Origin of the sequence: Cryobacterium flavum (assembly GCF_900103805.1) — a bacterium.
GTDB lineage: Bacteria > Actinomycetota > Actinomycetes > Actinomycetales > Microbacteriaceae > Cryobacterium > Cryobacterium flavum.
Genome location: NZ_FNIB01000007.1, coordinates 55,642 through 71,258 on the forward strand (window position 1 = coordinate 55,642; position 15,617 = coordinate 71,258).

At 64.9% G+C, this 15,617-nt stretch carries 14 protein-coding genes and 1 tRNA gene; 9 read left to right on the top strand and 6 right to left on the bottom strand.

Translation table 11 applies throughout. The features are described 5' to 3' along the window. Window positions 1-134: 134 nt before the first annotated feature. From BLS91_RS20660 to BLS91_RS11385, 4 genes are all read right to left on the bottom strand, one after another. Complete coding sequence (locus tag BLS91_RS20660; RefSeq protein ID WP_255410003.1) at window positions 135-371, bottom strand: helix-turn-helix domain-containing protein; 237 nt, start codon at window positions 369-371, stop codon at window positions 135-137. Continuing rightward, window positions 364-978, bottom strand: a complete 615-nt coding sequence (locus tag BLS91_RS11375; RefSeq protein WP_159433852.1) for a DUF2975 domain-containing protein — start codon at window positions 976-978, stop codon at window positions 364-366. The genes BLS91_RS20660 and BLS91_RS11375 overlap by 8 nt, the downstream gene beginning before the upstream one ends. A gap of 130 nt (window positions 979-1,108) precedes the next feature. Next, window positions 1,109-1,663 (bottom strand): PIN domain-containing protein, encoded by a 555-nt coding sequence (locus tag BLS91_RS11380; RefSeq protein ID WP_092340849.1) that lies wholly within the window; start codon window positions 1,661-1,663, stop codon window positions 1,109-1,111. Then, window positions 1,660-2,115: a helix-turn-helix domain-containing protein gene (locus tag BLS91_RS11385; RefSeq protein WP_092340850.1), complete on the bottom strand. Its 456-nt coding sequence runs from the start codon at window positions 2,113-2,115 to the stop codon at window positions 1,660-1,662. The genes BLS91_RS11380 and BLS91_RS11385 overlap by 4 nt, the downstream gene beginning before the upstream one ends. A gap of 200 nt (window positions 2,116-2,315) precedes the next feature. Between BLS91_RS11385 and BLS91_RS11390 the strand changes: the two genes are divergently transcribed. Then, window positions 2,316-3,416 (top strand): tyrosine-type recombinase/integrase, encoded by a 1,101-nt coding sequence (locus tag BLS91_RS11390; protein ID WP_159433853.1) that lies wholly within the window; start codon window positions 2,316-2,318, stop codon window positions 3,414-3,416. Window positions 3,417-3,482: 66 nt separating this feature from the next. Here the strand turns inward: BLS91_RS11390 and BLS91_RS11395 are convergent. Together BLS91_RS11395 and BLS91_RS11400 are read right to left on the bottom strand one after the other, a co-directional pair. After that, window positions 3,483-3,554: transfer RNA gene (locus BLS91_RS11395), tRNA-Arg, on the bottom strand. A 69-nt stretch (window positions 3,555-3,623) separates the two neighbouring features. Beyond that, window positions 3,624-4,268 (bottom strand): hypothetical protein, encoded by a 645-nt coding sequence (locus tag BLS91_RS11400; RefSeq protein WP_092340852.1) that lies wholly within the window; start codon window positions 4,266-4,268, stop codon window positions 3,624-3,626. Between the two features lie 41 nt (window positions 4,269-4,309). Between BLS91_RS11400 and argS the strand changes: the two genes are divergently transcribed. The 8 genes from argS to prfA all read left to right on the top strand — a co-directional run bounded on the left by argS (window position 4,310) and on the right by prfA (window position 15,560). After that, the gene (argS, locus tag BLS91_RS11405; RefSeq protein ID WP_092340853.1) at window positions 4,310-5,986 is read left to right on the top strand and encodes an arginine--tRNA ligase; all 1,677 of its coding nucleotides are present in this window, start codon (window positions 4,310-4,312) and stop codon (window positions 5,984-5,986) included. A gap of 2 nt (window positions 5,987-5,988) precedes the next feature. Further along, window positions 5,989-6,750, top strand: coding sequence for an LmeA family phospholipid-binding protein (locus BLS91_RS11410; RefSeq protein ID WP_092340854.1), 762 nt, complete (start codon window positions 5,989-5,991; stop codon window positions 6,748-6,750). Between the two features lie 135 nt (window positions 6,751-6,885). Beyond that, window positions 6,886-8,313 (top strand): diaminopimelate decarboxylase, encoded by a 1,428-nt coding sequence (gene lysA / locus BLS91_RS11415; RefSeq protein WP_092340855.1) that lies wholly within the window; start codon window positions 6,886-6,888, stop codon window positions 8,311-8,313. Further along, window positions 8,310-9,647, top strand: a complete 1,338-nt coding sequence (locus tag BLS91_RS11420) for a homoserine dehydrogenase (RefSeq protein ID WP_233197326.1) — start codon at window positions 8,310-8,312, stop codon at window positions 9,645-9,647. Before lysA ends, BLS91_RS11420 begins: the two co-directional genes overlap by 4 nt. Further along, complete coding sequence (thrC, locus tag BLS91_RS11425) at window positions 9,647-10,774, top strand: threonine synthase (RefSeq protein WP_092340856.1); 1,128 nt, start codon at window positions 9,647-9,649, stop codon at window positions 10,772-10,774. Before BLS91_RS11420 ends, thrC begins: the two co-directional genes overlap by 1 nt. Further along, window positions 10,771-11,742 carry a homoserine kinase gene (gene thrB, locus BLS91_RS11430; RefSeq protein WP_092340857.1) on the top strand — a complete coding sequence of 324 codons (972 nt, stop codon included), beginning with the start codon at window positions 10,771-10,773 and terminating at the stop codon, window positions 11,740-11,742. The genes thrC and thrB overlap by 4 nt, the downstream gene beginning before the upstream one ends. Window positions 11,743-12,039: 297 nt before the next feature. Continuing rightward, window positions 12,040-14,481, top strand: coding sequence for a transcription termination factor Rho (rho, locus tag BLS91_RS11435; RefSeq protein ID WP_092340858.1), 2,442 nt, complete (start codon window positions 12,040-12,042; stop codon window positions 14,479-14,481). Next, a complete protein-coding gene (prfA, locus tag BLS91_RS11440) occupies window positions 14,481-15,560 on the top strand; it encodes a peptide chain release factor 1 (protein WP_092340859.1) in 1,080 nt (359 codons plus the stop codon). Before rho ends, prfA begins: the two co-directional genes overlap by 1 nt. Window positions 15,561-15,617: the final 57 nt, after the last annotated feature.

A 15,617-nucleotide genomic window follows, 5' to 3' on the forward strand; every position in this document is an offset into this window, starting at 1 on the left:
TCGTCTCAACGTGCCGACCACGCTGATGCTCGCGAAGAGGGCTATAAGTATAAGGGCAACTTCTGGCCACGTTGGGTTCATGCTTTCACGCTAGCCGACGTGTGGACGGGATGCCGCGAGCGGTAGTTCCGCCTCTACTCACGGATTGAGAAGAGTTCCTGCGGCGTTGTAGCAAGAGCGTCGCAAACGAGGGTGAGCGTGGTGAAGCGGATGGCCTTCGCCCGGTTGTTCTTGAGAATCGAGAGGTTGGCCATGGTGATGCCGGTGCGAGAAGACAGCTCCGTGAGCGTCATGCCTTTGCTGATTAATACTGCGTCTAAATGGCAGACGATCCGGTGGTTGGTCGAAGTCTCATCGAGCGATTCAGACAACTCCGTCGACATCCTTCTCGAGTTTTGCGCCGGCCTGGAACGCGGCGGTGAGGGCGAGCGCAACAAGTCCGGCGATGATAATGGACACCGGCCACTGCGGGGAGTTGATGTTGATCCCTTGATAGTCGCCGCCGAGGAACCGTTCCTGCTGCTCTGTAGAGACCAATCCGGCTCCGAACAGGAGCCCGACGCGTGAGGCGACATAGACGCTCGCGACGGTGTCAGCGAGGGCCTGTGACACCCCGCCGATAAGGAGCGCGAGGCTGAGCCGTCGCCAGTTCGTGACGACGAACGGGTCGAAAGGACGTGCCTGCGCTATCCCGCGCAGAACGCGGAGGAGGAAGACCGTCGCTAGAACAATCGTAGCGGCGTGAATGAGCGCCGGAAGGGCGCACAGGAGGCGCAATGACAGGTCGGCGTCAGCCAATGTGCCGCTCGCGCCGTCGTACAGGTCCGCTTTCAAGAGCTGCGGCAGGTGGGCCAGGGGCAGTCGGCCGTCAGCGCCACCAAACGCTACCAGCGTGCGCCCGGTTGCGATCGTAATTGCCTGCGTGATGTTGCTCAGAACCGTGAAGCTCGCGACGATCAGCAGGATCGCGCGGACCACCCTGAAGGCTTTCGGCCGCTCGCGAAGTGGTCGACTATCGATGACATTCCCCTGGACCATGAGTTACTCCATATTGTTATTCAATGTTATTGAATATCAATATACACGGAGTCGTGACAGCGTGAGCAACCTACCGGCGTAGCAGTGCAGTGATCTGCGGGAGACCGTCTCGTTCGAGGCTGTTGAGTACGTCATGTGCTGTTCCAGGCGGATTTGTCCAGGCGTCGGCGATCGCTTGTATCGCTCGATGCACCGCCGGCCCATTGAGGTAAAATTGATCGATCAGAAAGTCATCCGGGTGCTTCGCTTCGATGCCCCATTTCTCAAGCTCCCGAGCCGGAAAATCCTTCACGTTGAACGTCACGATGGCCTGAGCGCCGGACTTGACGGCCGCCGCGACCACGTGGCGATCGTTCGGGTCGTTCGTGAGACTGATGGCGGGAATCAACTCTTCGTAGCCGGTCACCATGCTGTCGCTGACCACGGTGCGCAGGAGCTGGCGTGTTCGGGCCAGCCTCCCCGCGTCGAGGTCCGGCCTGTTCTTCGCAAGGCTTCGGAAGGTCTCCTCCAGGATCTCCTCAGTCCACTTGGCCTGGACCAGACCGCCGAGGGCAATGCGGATGAGGACGTCTCGGAGCGTTGATGGGTACAGCACGTTCGCGTCATAAACGGCGACGAAAGTCACCGCGCGACGCCCATCTCCTGACCGAGCCGAGTGAGTTCGTCCGCTGCTGACCGACCTCGTACATCGTTGTCGCGCTGGTATCCAAGAAGGGAATCGGCTCGGATTCGACGGTGGGTTCCGACTAGTCGGTAAGCGATTCGACCCTCGTTGAGCATTTTCACCACGAATGGCCGTGAGACGTTGAGGATTTCAGCCGCCTGTTGAGTCGTCAGCTCGGCGTGCAGTGGCACGATGCTCACGCTCTGGCCGGCAGCCATGTTTGCGAGCACCGACACCAGCAAGTCGATCGCTGCGCGGGGGACCACCACCGGTTCGGCCTCGTCGGCCACGGTGAGTGTGACCGGCCCGTCCTGGCCCTGGTGCTCGGCCAGCACGCGCCGCACTGAAATCAAGGCGGTCCTGGCCAGCTCTTGATCTGGATTCGGCAGAAGGTGCTCCATGGTGAATGCCATGACCACATTCAAACACGTAACACGGCCTAAACGCAATAAACGAATCTTGGCGTGCTCAGCCCGCATTGCCCCGGCGCGGGCGCTGGCGCCATGGATGCACGTGCGACAGAATTGCACCTAGCAAGTCCTGCACCCCGTCTCGAAGGCCCGGACCGGGAGCGCGCTCGCGGTCGTGGCCTCGTGCAATGGGAGGGCCACCAATGGGAAGCGTGAGCGCCTACGCGACGGCGAACGGGAAGCGCTACCGAGTGCAGTACCGCAAGCCGGATCGGTCCGCGACAAGCAAGCGTGGCTTCATCACGAAGCGGGAAGCCATCCTGTTCCTGGCCTCCGTGGAGGTCGCCAAGAGCCACGGAGCCTACCTGGACCCGAGTCGGTCGCGGGTGACGGTGGCCGAGTGGATGGAGCGGTGGCTCGCCACACGCAGTGACCTGCGACCCCCCACACTTGACCGCGTCGAGGGGATCATTCGACGCAATATCGTGTTGACTCTGGGACGAGTGCCGCTCAGCGAACTTCAGCGCATCGACGTGCAGGAGTGGGCGGCGAAGCTGTCGGAGAACCAGGCAGCGTGGTCGGTGCGCAAAATCGTCAACACCCTGGGCGCGGCCCTGCAACTGGCCGTCGACGACGGCCGCATCCCGGCCAATCCGGCTGCACGCCTCAAGTTGCCCAAAGTGTCGAAGGTCTCGAAGCGGTATCTGAGCCACGAGCAGGTCAGAGACCTCTCAGCGGCCGCAGAACGGCGCGGCAGTCGCTACGGGCTCGTGGTGCTGGTTCTGAGCTATTGCGGTCTGCGCTGGGGCGAATTGGCCGGCCTGACCGTCGCCGACATCGATCTGACCCGCAGCAGGCTTGAGATTCGGCACACCATGATCGAGGTGAACGGCTACCTCGTCGAATCCACGCCCAAGACCTACGAGGAACGGTCCATTCCCGTGCCTGCCTTCGTGGTCGAGCTCCTGCGCGTTGCTGTCGCCGACCGCGCAGCGACCGAGCACGTCTTTGTCGGCCTGCGTGGCGGGGGAGTGCTGCGCAATCGCGTGTTCCGGCGCGGGTTCCTCACTGCGGCCGCCGACGAAATCGGGGTGCCGGGTTTGACGCCTCACGAACTACGTCACACCTGCGCCAGCCTGGCCGTTTCAGCGGGCGCAAACGTGAAAGCACTGCAGCGGATGCTCGGCCATGCGTCGGCCAAAGAGACTCTCGACACCTATGCAGACCTCTTCGACTCGGACTTAGACAGCGTTGCAGTCGCGTTGAATCACGTAGTCGAGGCGCTAAGTGAAGTCAAAATGTAGTCAGACGGCCAAATCTTCCAAATCGTGATGGGAAGACAACGGGCCTTGACCGGGCCTTTCTTGGTGTGCCCCCAGGCAGATTCGAACTGCCGCCCCTGCCTCCGGAGGGCAGTGCTCTATCCCCTGAGCTATGGGGGCCAGGGTGATTCAAGGTTAGCATCATGCCCCGGCTGCCAAGACCCACCACGGGTCAGCCGACAAAATCTGCTAGCCGAGGTGCGAGAGCACCGTCGAGATGAGGGGCTCGGCATCGCCGGGCTCGAAGAACGCGGCGGTGCTGAGAGTGACCCAGTACTTTTCCGTGAAGACCTGCGCTTGACCGACGCCACCGGCATAGGTGAAGAAGCCGTCCACAGCCGGCGGGGTGCCGTAGCTGGGAACGGCCTGGCTATCGGCATCCGCTTGATGCTTGAGCGTGGTCATCAGCACATCGTTGGGGGCCACGACCGAGATCTCGATGAGCTCGCCGCTGGTCTGGTTTGACCAGCCGCAGGTCAGGCCGTTGTACGTTGCGGCGGTCTCGCCCAGACTGCCGGCACTCGGCGAGTAGTTGGGAGCGGTGCCATAGTTGGGGTTGAAATCGTAGACATCCTGCAGGGTGAGCAGGTCGCCACAGGTCTGCGTGATCGCGGATCCGGTCGCTTCCGGCGTCGGAGACGATGACGGCGCAGCGCTCTCGGTGGGGTCAGCGGATGCCCCACTCGTTGCGGTCGCAGAATCCGTGGGCTTCGGCTCGTCGCCACCACTGCACCCGGTCATAACGAGGGCGAACAGCGTGCCAGCGGCGAGCAGGACGCTCGCCCGGCCACGAGTGGAACGAACGAGAGTGGGGTAGACGCGTGTATCAGTCACGCGTTGACCTTACCAACAGGAGGGGCCGGTACGATTGACCGGTGACTCCTGCCGAACTCTCCCAGTCCCTGTTTGACCTCATTCTCGACGTCAGCGAGCGCCGACGTGAGGCTGACACTGTTGGGGTAGACCTCGGACTCACCCTCGCCGACGTCGCTGTCGAACGCCCACGCAACCGCGACCACGGCGACTGGGCCTCAAGCATCGCGCTCAAGATCGCCAAGCCCCTCGGTGCCAACCCGCGCGAAATCGCCGCCGAACTGGCCGCCGGTCTCGAACAGCTGAGCGATGTGGCATCCGTTGAAATCGCCGGCCCCGGTTTCATCAACATTCGCCTCGAAGCGGCGGCGGCCGGCGCACTCGCGCAGACCATCGTGAACCTCGGCGACGCCTACGGCACCGGTCACCTCTACGACGGCCTCAAGATCAACCTCGAATTCGTCTCGGCCAACCCCACCGGACCGATCCACATGGGCGGTGTGCGCTGGGCCGCCGTCGGCGACAGCCTCGCTCGCGTGCTCCAGGCCGAGGGCGCCGACGTCACCCGCGAGTACTACTTCAACGACCACGGTTCGCAGATCGACCGCTTCGCCCGCAGCGTGCTGGCCAGCTACCTCGGCGAGCCCACCCCGGAAGACGGCTACGGAGGAGCCTACATCGGCGACATCACCGCCAACGTACTCGCGAAGTACGACGGCGACGTCGCGGCCCTGCCCCGCGAGGAACAGCAGGAGGTGTTCCGCTCCATCGGCGTCGACCTCATGTTCACCGAGATCAAAGAGAAGCTGCACAGCTTCGGCGTGGACTTCGACGTGTACTTTCACGAAGACTCCCTGCACGAATCCGGCGCCGTCAACCGTGCCATCGATCGCCTGCGCGAACAGGGCCACATCTTCGAAGCGGATGGCGCCATCTGGCTGCGCACGACCACCTTTGGCGACGATCGTGACCGGGTCATCATTCGCTCCAACGGCGAACCCGCCTACATCTCGGGCGACCTCGGCTACTACCTCGACAAGCGTGAGCGCGGCTTCGACCAGTGCCTGATCATGCTCGGCGCCGACCACCACGGCTACGTCGGCCGCATGATGGCGATGGTCTCAGCCTTCGGTGACGAACCGGGCGTGAACCTGCAGATTCTGATCGGCCAGATGGTCAACCTGCTCAAAGACGGCGAGCCGGTGCGCATGTCGAAGCGCGCCGGCACCATCGTCACCCTCGACGACCTCGTCGACGCGGTCGGGGTCGATGCCGGCCGGTATGCGCTGGTACGCTCGAACAGCGACTCGCAGCTCGACATCGACCTCGACCTGCTCGGCAAACGCACCAACGACAACCCGGTCTTCTACGTGCAATACGCCCATGCCCGTACGTCGGCCGTGGCGCGCAATGCCACCGCGAGCGGCGTCGAACGCACCGTCTTCGCCCCCGAGCTGCTCGTGCACGACAGCGAATCCGCGCTGCTCGGCGTGCTGCAGGAGTACCCGCGCATCGTCGCCCAGGCCGCCGAACTACGCGAGCCGCACCGCGTGGCCCGCTACATCGAAGAGGTCGCCGGCTACTACCACCGCTGGTACGACAACTGCCGGGTCATTCCGCTCGGTGACGAACCGGTCACCGACCTGCACCGTACCCGCCTGTGGCTCAACGACGCCACCGGCCAGGTGATTCGCAACGGCCTCGGCCTGCTCGGCGTCACTGCCCCGGAGCGCATGTGATCATGGCCAGAACCAAACGTCGTGGCCTCGTTCCGCTGATCATCGTGGGCGTGCTCGCCGTGCTGCTCGTCGGCGCCTACTTTCTGGTAGACGGCGGGCTGCGCGCCTTCGCGCAGGACACCGCTGAGAAAGAAATCACCAAGAGCATGCCCGCCTCGGTGACCGGTGACGTCACCGTCACCATCGGCGGCACCTCGGTGATCGCCCAGTTCATCGCCGGCAGCTTCGACCAGGTGGAACTGACCGCACCCAGCCTCACGGTAGACGGCGTGCCGGCATCCGTTCACGTCGTGGCTCGTGATGTGTCGACCAACACCGCCAAGGCCATCGGCTCGCTCACCGCGACCCTCGACGTGGACCAGGCCGCGCTCAACCAGCTGGTTCAGGCCTCCGGCACGGCTCCGGCTGACGCCGTGATGACCCTCGGTGCCGGCGTCGTCACCTACACCGGCACGGTGAAATTGTTCGAGTTCAACGTGGGCTACAGCGCCACCGCCACGGCAACCGCCGCCGGTGACACAGTGAACATCGCGCCCACCGAAGCCACCGTCACGAGCGGCGTCGGCGACATCGATGCGACACCCCTGGTCAATCTGATTCTCCAGCAGGCGCCCATCAGCGTCTGCGTCGCTGGGTACCTGCCCGAAGGCGTCGAACTGAACGGTGTCGACATTTCTCCCGAGCGGGCACGCGTTACGCTGGAGTCGAGCACGCTTATGCTCACCCGGCAGTCGCTGACCACCCTCGGCACCTGCTCCGGCTAATTCGAACCTCGCCACCTGCGGCGGTAGAATCCAGTCAGGCACGCCCCATTCGCGGGCTGGCTCATTTTCCGGCTTCAGGGACCAATCCGGGTTCGCTCGCTGAGATTCCCCTTCGACTCTCGTGAGGTACTTCCCGTGACACTTGATCCCTCGGACGGCTCGTCCAACCCACTGGCACCCGACTGGCTGCACATTCCCGCCGACGCCAATGCGCTCGCCCCCGGACTCTGGCCGACCTCGACCATTCGCAGCGGCACCGGCGAACTCGTGCTCGGCGGAGTGAGTGCCACGGCCCTCGCCGCCGAATTCGGCACCCCTCTCTATGTCATCGACGAAACGGATGCCCGCTCCCGCGCCGCCGAGCTGCTCGCCGTGTTCCAGACCGAGTTCGCCCGCATCGGCACAAGTGCCAAGGTGTACTACGCCGGCAAAGCCTTTCTCTCCACCGAGATCGTGCGCTGGATGACCGCCGCCGGCCTCAACATCGACGTGTGCAGCGGCGGCGAACTCGCCGTCGCGCTGGCCGGCGGCGCGGACCCGGCCCGGCTCGGCTTTCACGGCAATAACAAATCCCTGGCCGAACTCGATGAGGCCACCCGGGTCGGTGTCGGCACGATCGTGATCGACAGCGAGGTCGAAATCGGCCGCGTCGCCGAAGCGGCAGCCCGCAACGGCCGCGTGCAGAACGTGCGTCTGCGCGTGAACAGCGGCGTGCACGCGCACACCCACAATTTTCTGGCCACCTCGCACGAAGACCAGAAATTCGGCATCGTGCTCAGTGACGCGCCCAGGCTGGTCGCGCTGATTCGCGCTGAACCAGCGCTCAATTTCGTCGGTCTGCACTGCCATATCGGGTCGCAGATCTTCGGCGCCGACGGATTCGCCGAGTCGGCCGCACGTCTGCTCGAGCTGCACGCCACCCTGCTGGCGGATGGTCCGGTGCCGGAGCTGAACCTGGGCGGCGGCTTCGGTATCGCCTACACGAGCGCCGACGAACCCACTCCGATTCGCGAACTCGCTCGAGCCCTGGCCGACATCGTCGCCGCCGAGTGCGATCGGCTGGGCATCCCGCTGCCGGTCGTGGCTTTCGAACCCGGCCGGGTCATCATCGGTCGCTCCGGCGTGAGCCTGTACCGGGTCGGCACGACCAAGGCCGTCGACGTCTCGGGTACGCAGCGGCTCTATGTCAGCGTCGATGGCGGCATGAGCGACAACGTGCGCCCCGCCCTCTACGGCGCCGACTATGCCGTACGCCTCGCCGACCGTACGTCGACCGAACCTCCGGTGCTCGTGCGTATCGCCGGCAAACACTGCGAGAGCGGCGACATCGTCGTCGACGCTGACTATCTGCCCGGGGATGTGACCCCAGGCGACCTGCTCGCCGTGCCCGCCACCGGCGCCTACTGCTGGGCACTGTCCAACAACTACAACTATCAGGGCCGCGCGCCCGTCGTCGCTGTGCGCAATGGCACAGCGCGTGTTCTGGTGCGCGGCGAAACGATTGCCGACCTGCTCGCGCGGGACACCGGGGCCATGCCGCCCACCAACGGAGGAGAATCTTGAAGATCGAATACCGCAATCTCCGTGTCGCCCTCCTCGGCGGTGGATCCGTCGGCGCCCAGGTAGCCCGCCTGCTCCTCGAACAGGGCCCTGAGCTTGCCAACCGGGTCGGCGCGACCCTGGAGCTGGTCGGCATCGCGGTTCGCGATGTGAACGCGGAACGCACCGTCGACCTGCCGCGCGAACTATTCACAACCAACGCTGAAGAACTCATTCTCGGTGCTGACATCGTCATTGAACTCATGGGCGGCATCGAGCCGGCCCGCAGCTACATTCTGCTCGCGGTCAGCAGTGGAGCGGATGTTGTCACCGCCAACAAGGCGCTGCTCGCCCTCCACGGACCCGAGCTGTTCGCCGCCGCGAACCAGGTCGGCGCCCAGATCAACTACGAGGCCGCCGTCGCCGGGGCAATTCCCATCGTGCGTCCGCTGCGGGAAAGCCTCGCCGGCGACCAGGTGAAGCGCATCCTTGGTATCGTCAACGGCACCACGAACTTCATTCTCGACCGGATGGATACCGAAGGGTCCAGTCTCAAGGACGCGCTGGCCGAGGCCACCGCGCTCGGTTACGCAGAGGCCGATCCGACCGCGGACATCGGCGGCTTCGACGCGGCGCAGAAGGCGGCCATTCTGGCGAGTCTGGCGTTCCACACGACGGTGCCGCTGGCATCCGTTTATCGCGAGGGCATCACGCAGGTCACGCCGGCGCAGATCGAATCAGCCCGCAAGGCCGGCTATGTCGTGAAGCTGCTGGCCATTTGCGAGCGCGTCACCGATGAAAACGGGGTCGACGGGGTGTCGGCGCGGGTCTACCCGGCGATGGTTCCGCGCAGTCATCCGCTGGCCTCCGTGCACGGCGCCAACAACGCCGTCTTCGTCGAGGCGGAATCCGCCGGCAGCCTCATGTTCTATGGCGCTGGCGCCGGGGGAGTTGAGACGGCCTCTGCCGTTCTCGGCGACGTCGTCTCGATCGCCCGGCGTCACGTCGCCGGCGGGCCGGGAGTGGCCGCGTCGAGCTACGCCGAACTGCCCGTTTTCGACATCGGCCGGGTCACCACCCGCTATGCCGTGACCCTCGAAGTGACCGACGAACCCGGCGTGCTCGCGACCATCGCGAGCGTGTTCAGCAAGCGCAAGGTGTCGCTGGCGCTCGTGGAACAGTCCATGACGCCGGCCGTGATGGCAACGAAGAGTCGTGCGGCGCGCTCGGCCACGGCTACCCTAGTTATCGGGACTCATGACGCAACGGAGGCCGCACTCGCCGCCACCGTGCAGGACCTGGCCACCAACAGTGTTGTCAGCGAAGTCGCATCCGTTTTGAGAGTTGAAGGAGTCTGATGTTTAGCCCAAGCGAGACCAGTGCCAGCCTGACCAACCCCGCGGCGATCGTCAGCCGCCAGTGGCGGGGCGTGCTGAACGAATACTCCGACCGACTGAACATCTCGGCCGCGACCCCGATCATCACCCTGGGTGAGGGTGGAACGCCGCTCATTCCGGCCGCCGCGCTCTCCGCGCGCACCGGCGCGAAGGTCTGGATCAAGTTTGAGGGAATGAACCCGACCGGGTCGTTCAAGGACCGCGGTATGACCATGGCCATCTCCAAGGCCATGGAAGACGGTGCGAAAGCCGTCATCTGCGCCTCGACCGGCAACACCAGCGCCTCCGCTGCCGCCTACGCCACCCACGCCGGCATCACTGCCGCCGTGCTCGTGCCGGAAGGCAAGATCGCCATGGGCAAGCTCAGCCAGGCCGTCGCGCACAATGCCCAGCTGCTGCAGGTGCAGGGCAACTTCGATGACTGCCTCGACATCGCCCGCGATCTCGCCACCAACTACCCGGTGCACCTGGTCAACTCGGTCAACCCCGACCGCATCGAGGGACAGAAGACCGCGGCCTTCGAGGTCGTCGAGGTGCTCGGTGACGCCCCCGACTTTCAGTTCGTTCCGGTCGGCAACGCCGGCAACTACACCGCGTACTTTCGCGGCTACAGCGAAGAGGTCGCCCGCGGCGCCACCACGAAGCTGCCGCGCATGTTCGGCTTCCAGGCCTCGGGCAGCGCCCCGATCGTGCTCGGCCACCGCGTTGAGAACCCCGACACCATCGCGAGCGCCATCCGTATCGGTAACCCGGCATCGTGGGACCTCGCGCTGAACGCCCGTGAGCAGAGCGACGGCTACTTCGGCGCCATCACCGACGCGAAGATTCTCGAAGCCCACCGCATTCTCTCGGCCGAGGTCGGCATCTTCGTGGAACCGGCATCCGCTATCGGCGTCGCCGGCTTGCTCGAGCGTGCCGAAGCCGGATTCATTCCGAAGGGATCGACCGTGGTCATCACGGTCACCGGCCACGGTTTGAAAGACCCGCAGTGGGCGCTCCGCACCGCCGACGGCTCCGATGTGAAGCCCACAATTGTTCCGATCGATACCGCCGAAATCGCGAGCGTGCTCGGCCTGGCCAAGGCATGACCAGCCCTGTCTCGTTGATCGGCCGCGCTGTCTCGGTGCAGGTTCCGGCTACGACGGCCAACCTCGGCCCCGGCTTTGACACGCTCGGTCTGGCGTTGGCCAAGTACGACCAGCTCGAGGTGACCGTGCGGAGCGAACCCGGCGTGTTCGTCGAGGTGCACGGTGTCGGTGCCGGTTTGGTTCCCACCGACGAGACCAACCTCGTCGTACGGGCCATCATCCACACTTTCAACGCTGTTGGCCAGGCTATGCCCGGGCTTGACATCGTCGCGCACAACGTCATCCCGCACGGGCGCGGCCTCGGTTCCTCCGGCGCTGCCATTGTGTCGGGCATCATGGCGGCCAAGGGCCTGCTCGAGGGCATCGTCGACATCGACGCCGAGATGCTGCTTGTGCTCGCCACCGAGATGGAAGGGCACCCCGACAACGTGGCGCCCGCTCTGTTCGGTGGCCTGACCATTGCGTGGACGACGCAGGAAGGCCCGCGGCACAAGAAACTCATGGTGCACCGCGGCGTCAAGCCGCTCGTCTTTGTGCCCGAGCAGGAGATGTCCACTGCGCTCGCGCGCAGCCTGCAGCCGGCCTCGGTGCCGCACGAAGACGCCGTATTCAACCTGTCGCGTTCGGCGCTGCTGATCGCCGCGCTCATCCAGAGCCCGGAGTTGCTGCTGGCCGCGACCGAGGACAAACTGCACCAGAGCTACCGTGCCGCGGCGATGCCGGAGACGAACAAGCTGATCACCCTGTTGCGCGCGGCCGGCTTCGCTGCCGTCGTGTCCGGTGCCGGGCCATCCATTCTGGTGTTGGCGAGCGACCCGAGCCAGCGCTTGGTGGCTGCCGAACTCGTGGCCAGCAACTCTGATACCCCGTGGCGAGCACTCATGCTCGCCGTCGACGTTCAGGGCGCCACCGTGCATCCGCTCACGGCGGACAACGCGGGGGAGACGACGGCGGAGACCGCGGCGTAGGGAGCAGTCGAGTCGAGTCGGCCTCCGCGGCGCGCTTCGGCTCGGCCGGTCCTCGGGCTGTCGAAGCGACTGGCTCCGGGATGCTATGGTTATTGTGCACCCGATAGAAACCGCCTTGAGCGACATCTTCTCCGGTGCATTCCCTGTACCTCACTGTTATTGCGAATTTCTGCGTAGCGGTGGGTGTTTACACCAATCCCCTCCATTTGTCGGATTGGATCACCCGCAGCGCAATTCTCGCTGCATACATCTCTCCTGACCTGAATCTTTGTTCGGCAGGGGAAAGGAACCCCCTTCGTGACTGATGTCAACCTCCGCGCCGCTGGCTCGGATCTTCCCCGTCTGAGTACCCTTCGCGTGTCCGAGCTTCAGGCTCTGGCCCTTGAACTGAAAATCCCCGGCGCTTCCAAACTTCGTAAAGGCGAACTTGTGGAGGCAATCCAAACGGCTCAGTCCGGCACGAGCGCCGCTGCTCCCGCCGACGCGCCGGTCGTTGAGGCTGCCCCTGTCGAGGCAGCCCCTGTCGAGGCAGCCCCCGAGATCGCACCGATCGAGAGCCTCGCCGAGGCACTCGAAACGGCCCCCCGCAAGCGTGCACCGCGTCGTGCCAGTACCGCGACCGCTGCTCCCGCCAAATCCCACGTCAATGCCGACGCCAGCACCGGATTCGGCATCATCCTGCCCGACGCTCCGGCGGCCGGCTCGCGCATCGCTCGCAACGCCCGCGGCGTTGTGACGTCCACCACCGTTGCTCCCGTTGTCGACGACGCTGCTCCCACCAGAGCGGATGCTGACAAGCCGGTTCGCCAGGCACGCAAGCGCGTGCAGGTCGCACCGGTGCTCCTCGATGACGCCGCCGCTGTGGTTGCCGACTCCGCTGACGCGGCCGCCGATACATCCGTTGAGGTCGCGGCATCCACGCGCCGTCCGTCCCGGCGTGCGTCGTCGCAGCGCACCACCGCTGTCGTACCGGATGAGACGCCCGCTGAGTCTGACGGTGTCGCCGATTCTGCAGAGGTCGCACCCGACGCGTCGGTCGAATCACCCGACGCGTCGGTCGAATCAACCGACGAGTTGAACGACCAGTCGAATGATCAGCAGAACGATTCCGGTGCACCGCGTCAGGGCCGTAGCCGCAGCCGCAGCCGCGGTGGCGACCGTGCGCAGGGCGCCGACCGCAACCAGGGCGACCAGAACGCCCAGAACGACCGTGGTCAGAACGACCGCAACCAGAACGGCACCAACGACGAGGGAATGACGCGGGCACAGAGCCAGCGTCAGGCTCGCAATGAGCGCAACCAGGAACGCAACCAGGAGCGTGCGCAGGCCCAGGCCGACCGTAACCAGGGTCAGAACGAGCGTGGCCAGGACCGCAATCAGGGTCAGAACGAGCGTGGCCAGGACCGCAATCAGGGTCAGAACGAGCGTGGCCAGGACCGCAATCAGGGCCAGAATGACCGCGGCCAGGACCGCAACCAGCTCGACGACGACCTGAACGGCCGCGGCAACCGCAACCGGTATCGTGACCGCAAGCGTCGCGGCCCGAACCAGGGCGATGACTTCGAACCCGAGGTCAACGACGACGACGTACTCATTCCCGTCGCCGGTATTCTCGACGTGCTCGACAATTACGCGTTCGTGCGCACGTCCGGTTACCTGCCGGGTGCGAGCGACGTGTACGTCTCGCTCGGCCAGGTCAAGAAGTACAACCTGCGCAAGGGTGACGCCGTCGTCGGCTCCATCCGTCAGCCGCACGAGGGCGACCAGTCCGGTCGTCAGAAGTACAACGCCATCGTCAAGGTCGACTCCATCAACGGCCAGACCGTTGAAGAGGCCGCGGCCCGCGTCGACTTCCACAAGCTGACCCCGCTGTACCCGACCGAGCGCCTGCGCCTCGAGACCGAGCCGGGCAAGCTCACGCAGCGCATCATCGACCTCGTCGCCCCGATCGGCAAGGGCCAGCGTGGCCTGATCGTCGCACCGCCGAAGGCCGGTAAGACCATCGTCATGCAGCAGATCGCGAACGCCATCGCCACCAACAACCCCGAGGTCCACCTCATGGTCGTCCTGGTCGACGAGCGTCCCGAAGAGGTCACCGACATGCAGCGCACGGTCAAGGGTGAGGTCATCGCCTCCACCTTCGACCGCCCGGCCGAAGACCACACCGTTGTCGCTGAGCTCGCCATCGAGCGTGCCAAGCGTCTGGTCGAGCTGGGCCACGACGTCGTCGTGCTGCTCGACTCGATCACCCGCCTCGGCCGCGCCTACAACCTCGTGGCCCCGGCCTCTGGCCGCATCCTCTCTGGTGGCGTTGACGCATCCGCTCTGTACCCGCCGAAGCGTTTCTTCGGTGCGGCACGCAACATCGAGAATGGCGGCTCACTCACCATCCTCGCTTCCGCGCTGGTGGAGACCGGCTCCAAAATGGACGAGGTCATCTTCGAGGAGTTCAAGGGCACCGGCAATATGGAACTGCGCCTGTCGCGTCAGCTCGCCGACAAGCGAATCTTCCCGGCCGTCGATGTGAACGCCTCGGGCACCCGCCGTGAAGAAATGCTGATGAGCGCCGATGAAGTCAAGGTCACCTGGAAGCTGCGCCGCGCCCTCGCCGGGCTCGAACAGCAGCAGGCGCTTGAGCTCATCCTCGGCCGTCTCAAGGAGACCGCGTCGAACGTTGAATTCCTCATGCAGGTTCAGAAGTCGATGCCGACCCTGAACGGGTCAGACAAGGACAAGTAATGTTCGAATCCGTCCTCACGCTGCTGGCCGAGCACGACGACCTGCAGTCGCAGTTGGCGGATCCGGAGCTGCACGCGAATCCGGCCCGTTCGAAGAAGGTCAACCGGCGCTACGCCGAGTTGAGTCGCATCATCGCGGCGTACCACGAGTGGAAAGAGATTGAAGACAACCTCGAGGCCGCTCGTGAGCTCGCCGACGAAGACGCTGCCTTCGCCGAAGAGATCCCGGACCTCGTCGAACAGCTGGACGTCACGGCTGAAAAGCTGCGCCGTCTGCTGATCCCGCGCGACGAACTCGACGCCCGCGACGTGATCATGGAGATCAAGATGGGGGAGGGCGGCGCCGAATCGGCACTGTTCGCCGCCGATCTGCTGCGCATGTACCTGCACTACGCCGAGTCGAACCGCTGGAAAACCGAGATCATCGAGCAGACCTCGAGCGACCTCGGCGGTATCAAAGACATTCAGCTCGCCATCAAGGGCTTTTCGAGCGACCCGGCCGAAGGCGTGTGGGCGCACCTCAAGTACGAGGGGGGTGTGCACCGCGTTCAGCGCGTGCCGGCCACCGAGTCGCAGGGACGCATCCACACCTCAGCGGCCGGCGTGCTCGTCTTCCCCGAAGTCGACGAGCCCGAAGAGGTCGAGCTTCACCCGAACGACCTCAAGATCGACGTGTATCGGTCGAGCGGTCCTGGCGGGCAGTCGGTCAACACCACCGACTCTGCCGTGCGCATCACCCACCTTCCCACCGGAATCGTGGTGGCCATGCAGAACGAGAAGTCGCAGCTGCAGAACAAGGAAGCCGGCATGCGCGTGCTGCGCGCCCGCGTTCTGGCCCGTCAGCAGGAAGAGATCGACGCGGCAGCGTCGCTCGTGCGCAAGGGACAGATTCGTACGATGGACCGCTCAGAGCGCATCCGCACGTACAACTTTCCGGAGAACCGCATCGCCGATCACCGCACCGGTTACAAGGCGTATAACCTGGACGCCGTCATGAACGGAGCCCTCGGCCCCGTCATCGACTCCTGTATCCACGCCGACGAGGAAACCCGCCTGGCCGAGCTGGGCGACCCCGAGTAACCCCCACATGGACGGGGCCCAGGCCCCGTCCACGGGCCCATTTTATAAACTTGGCCC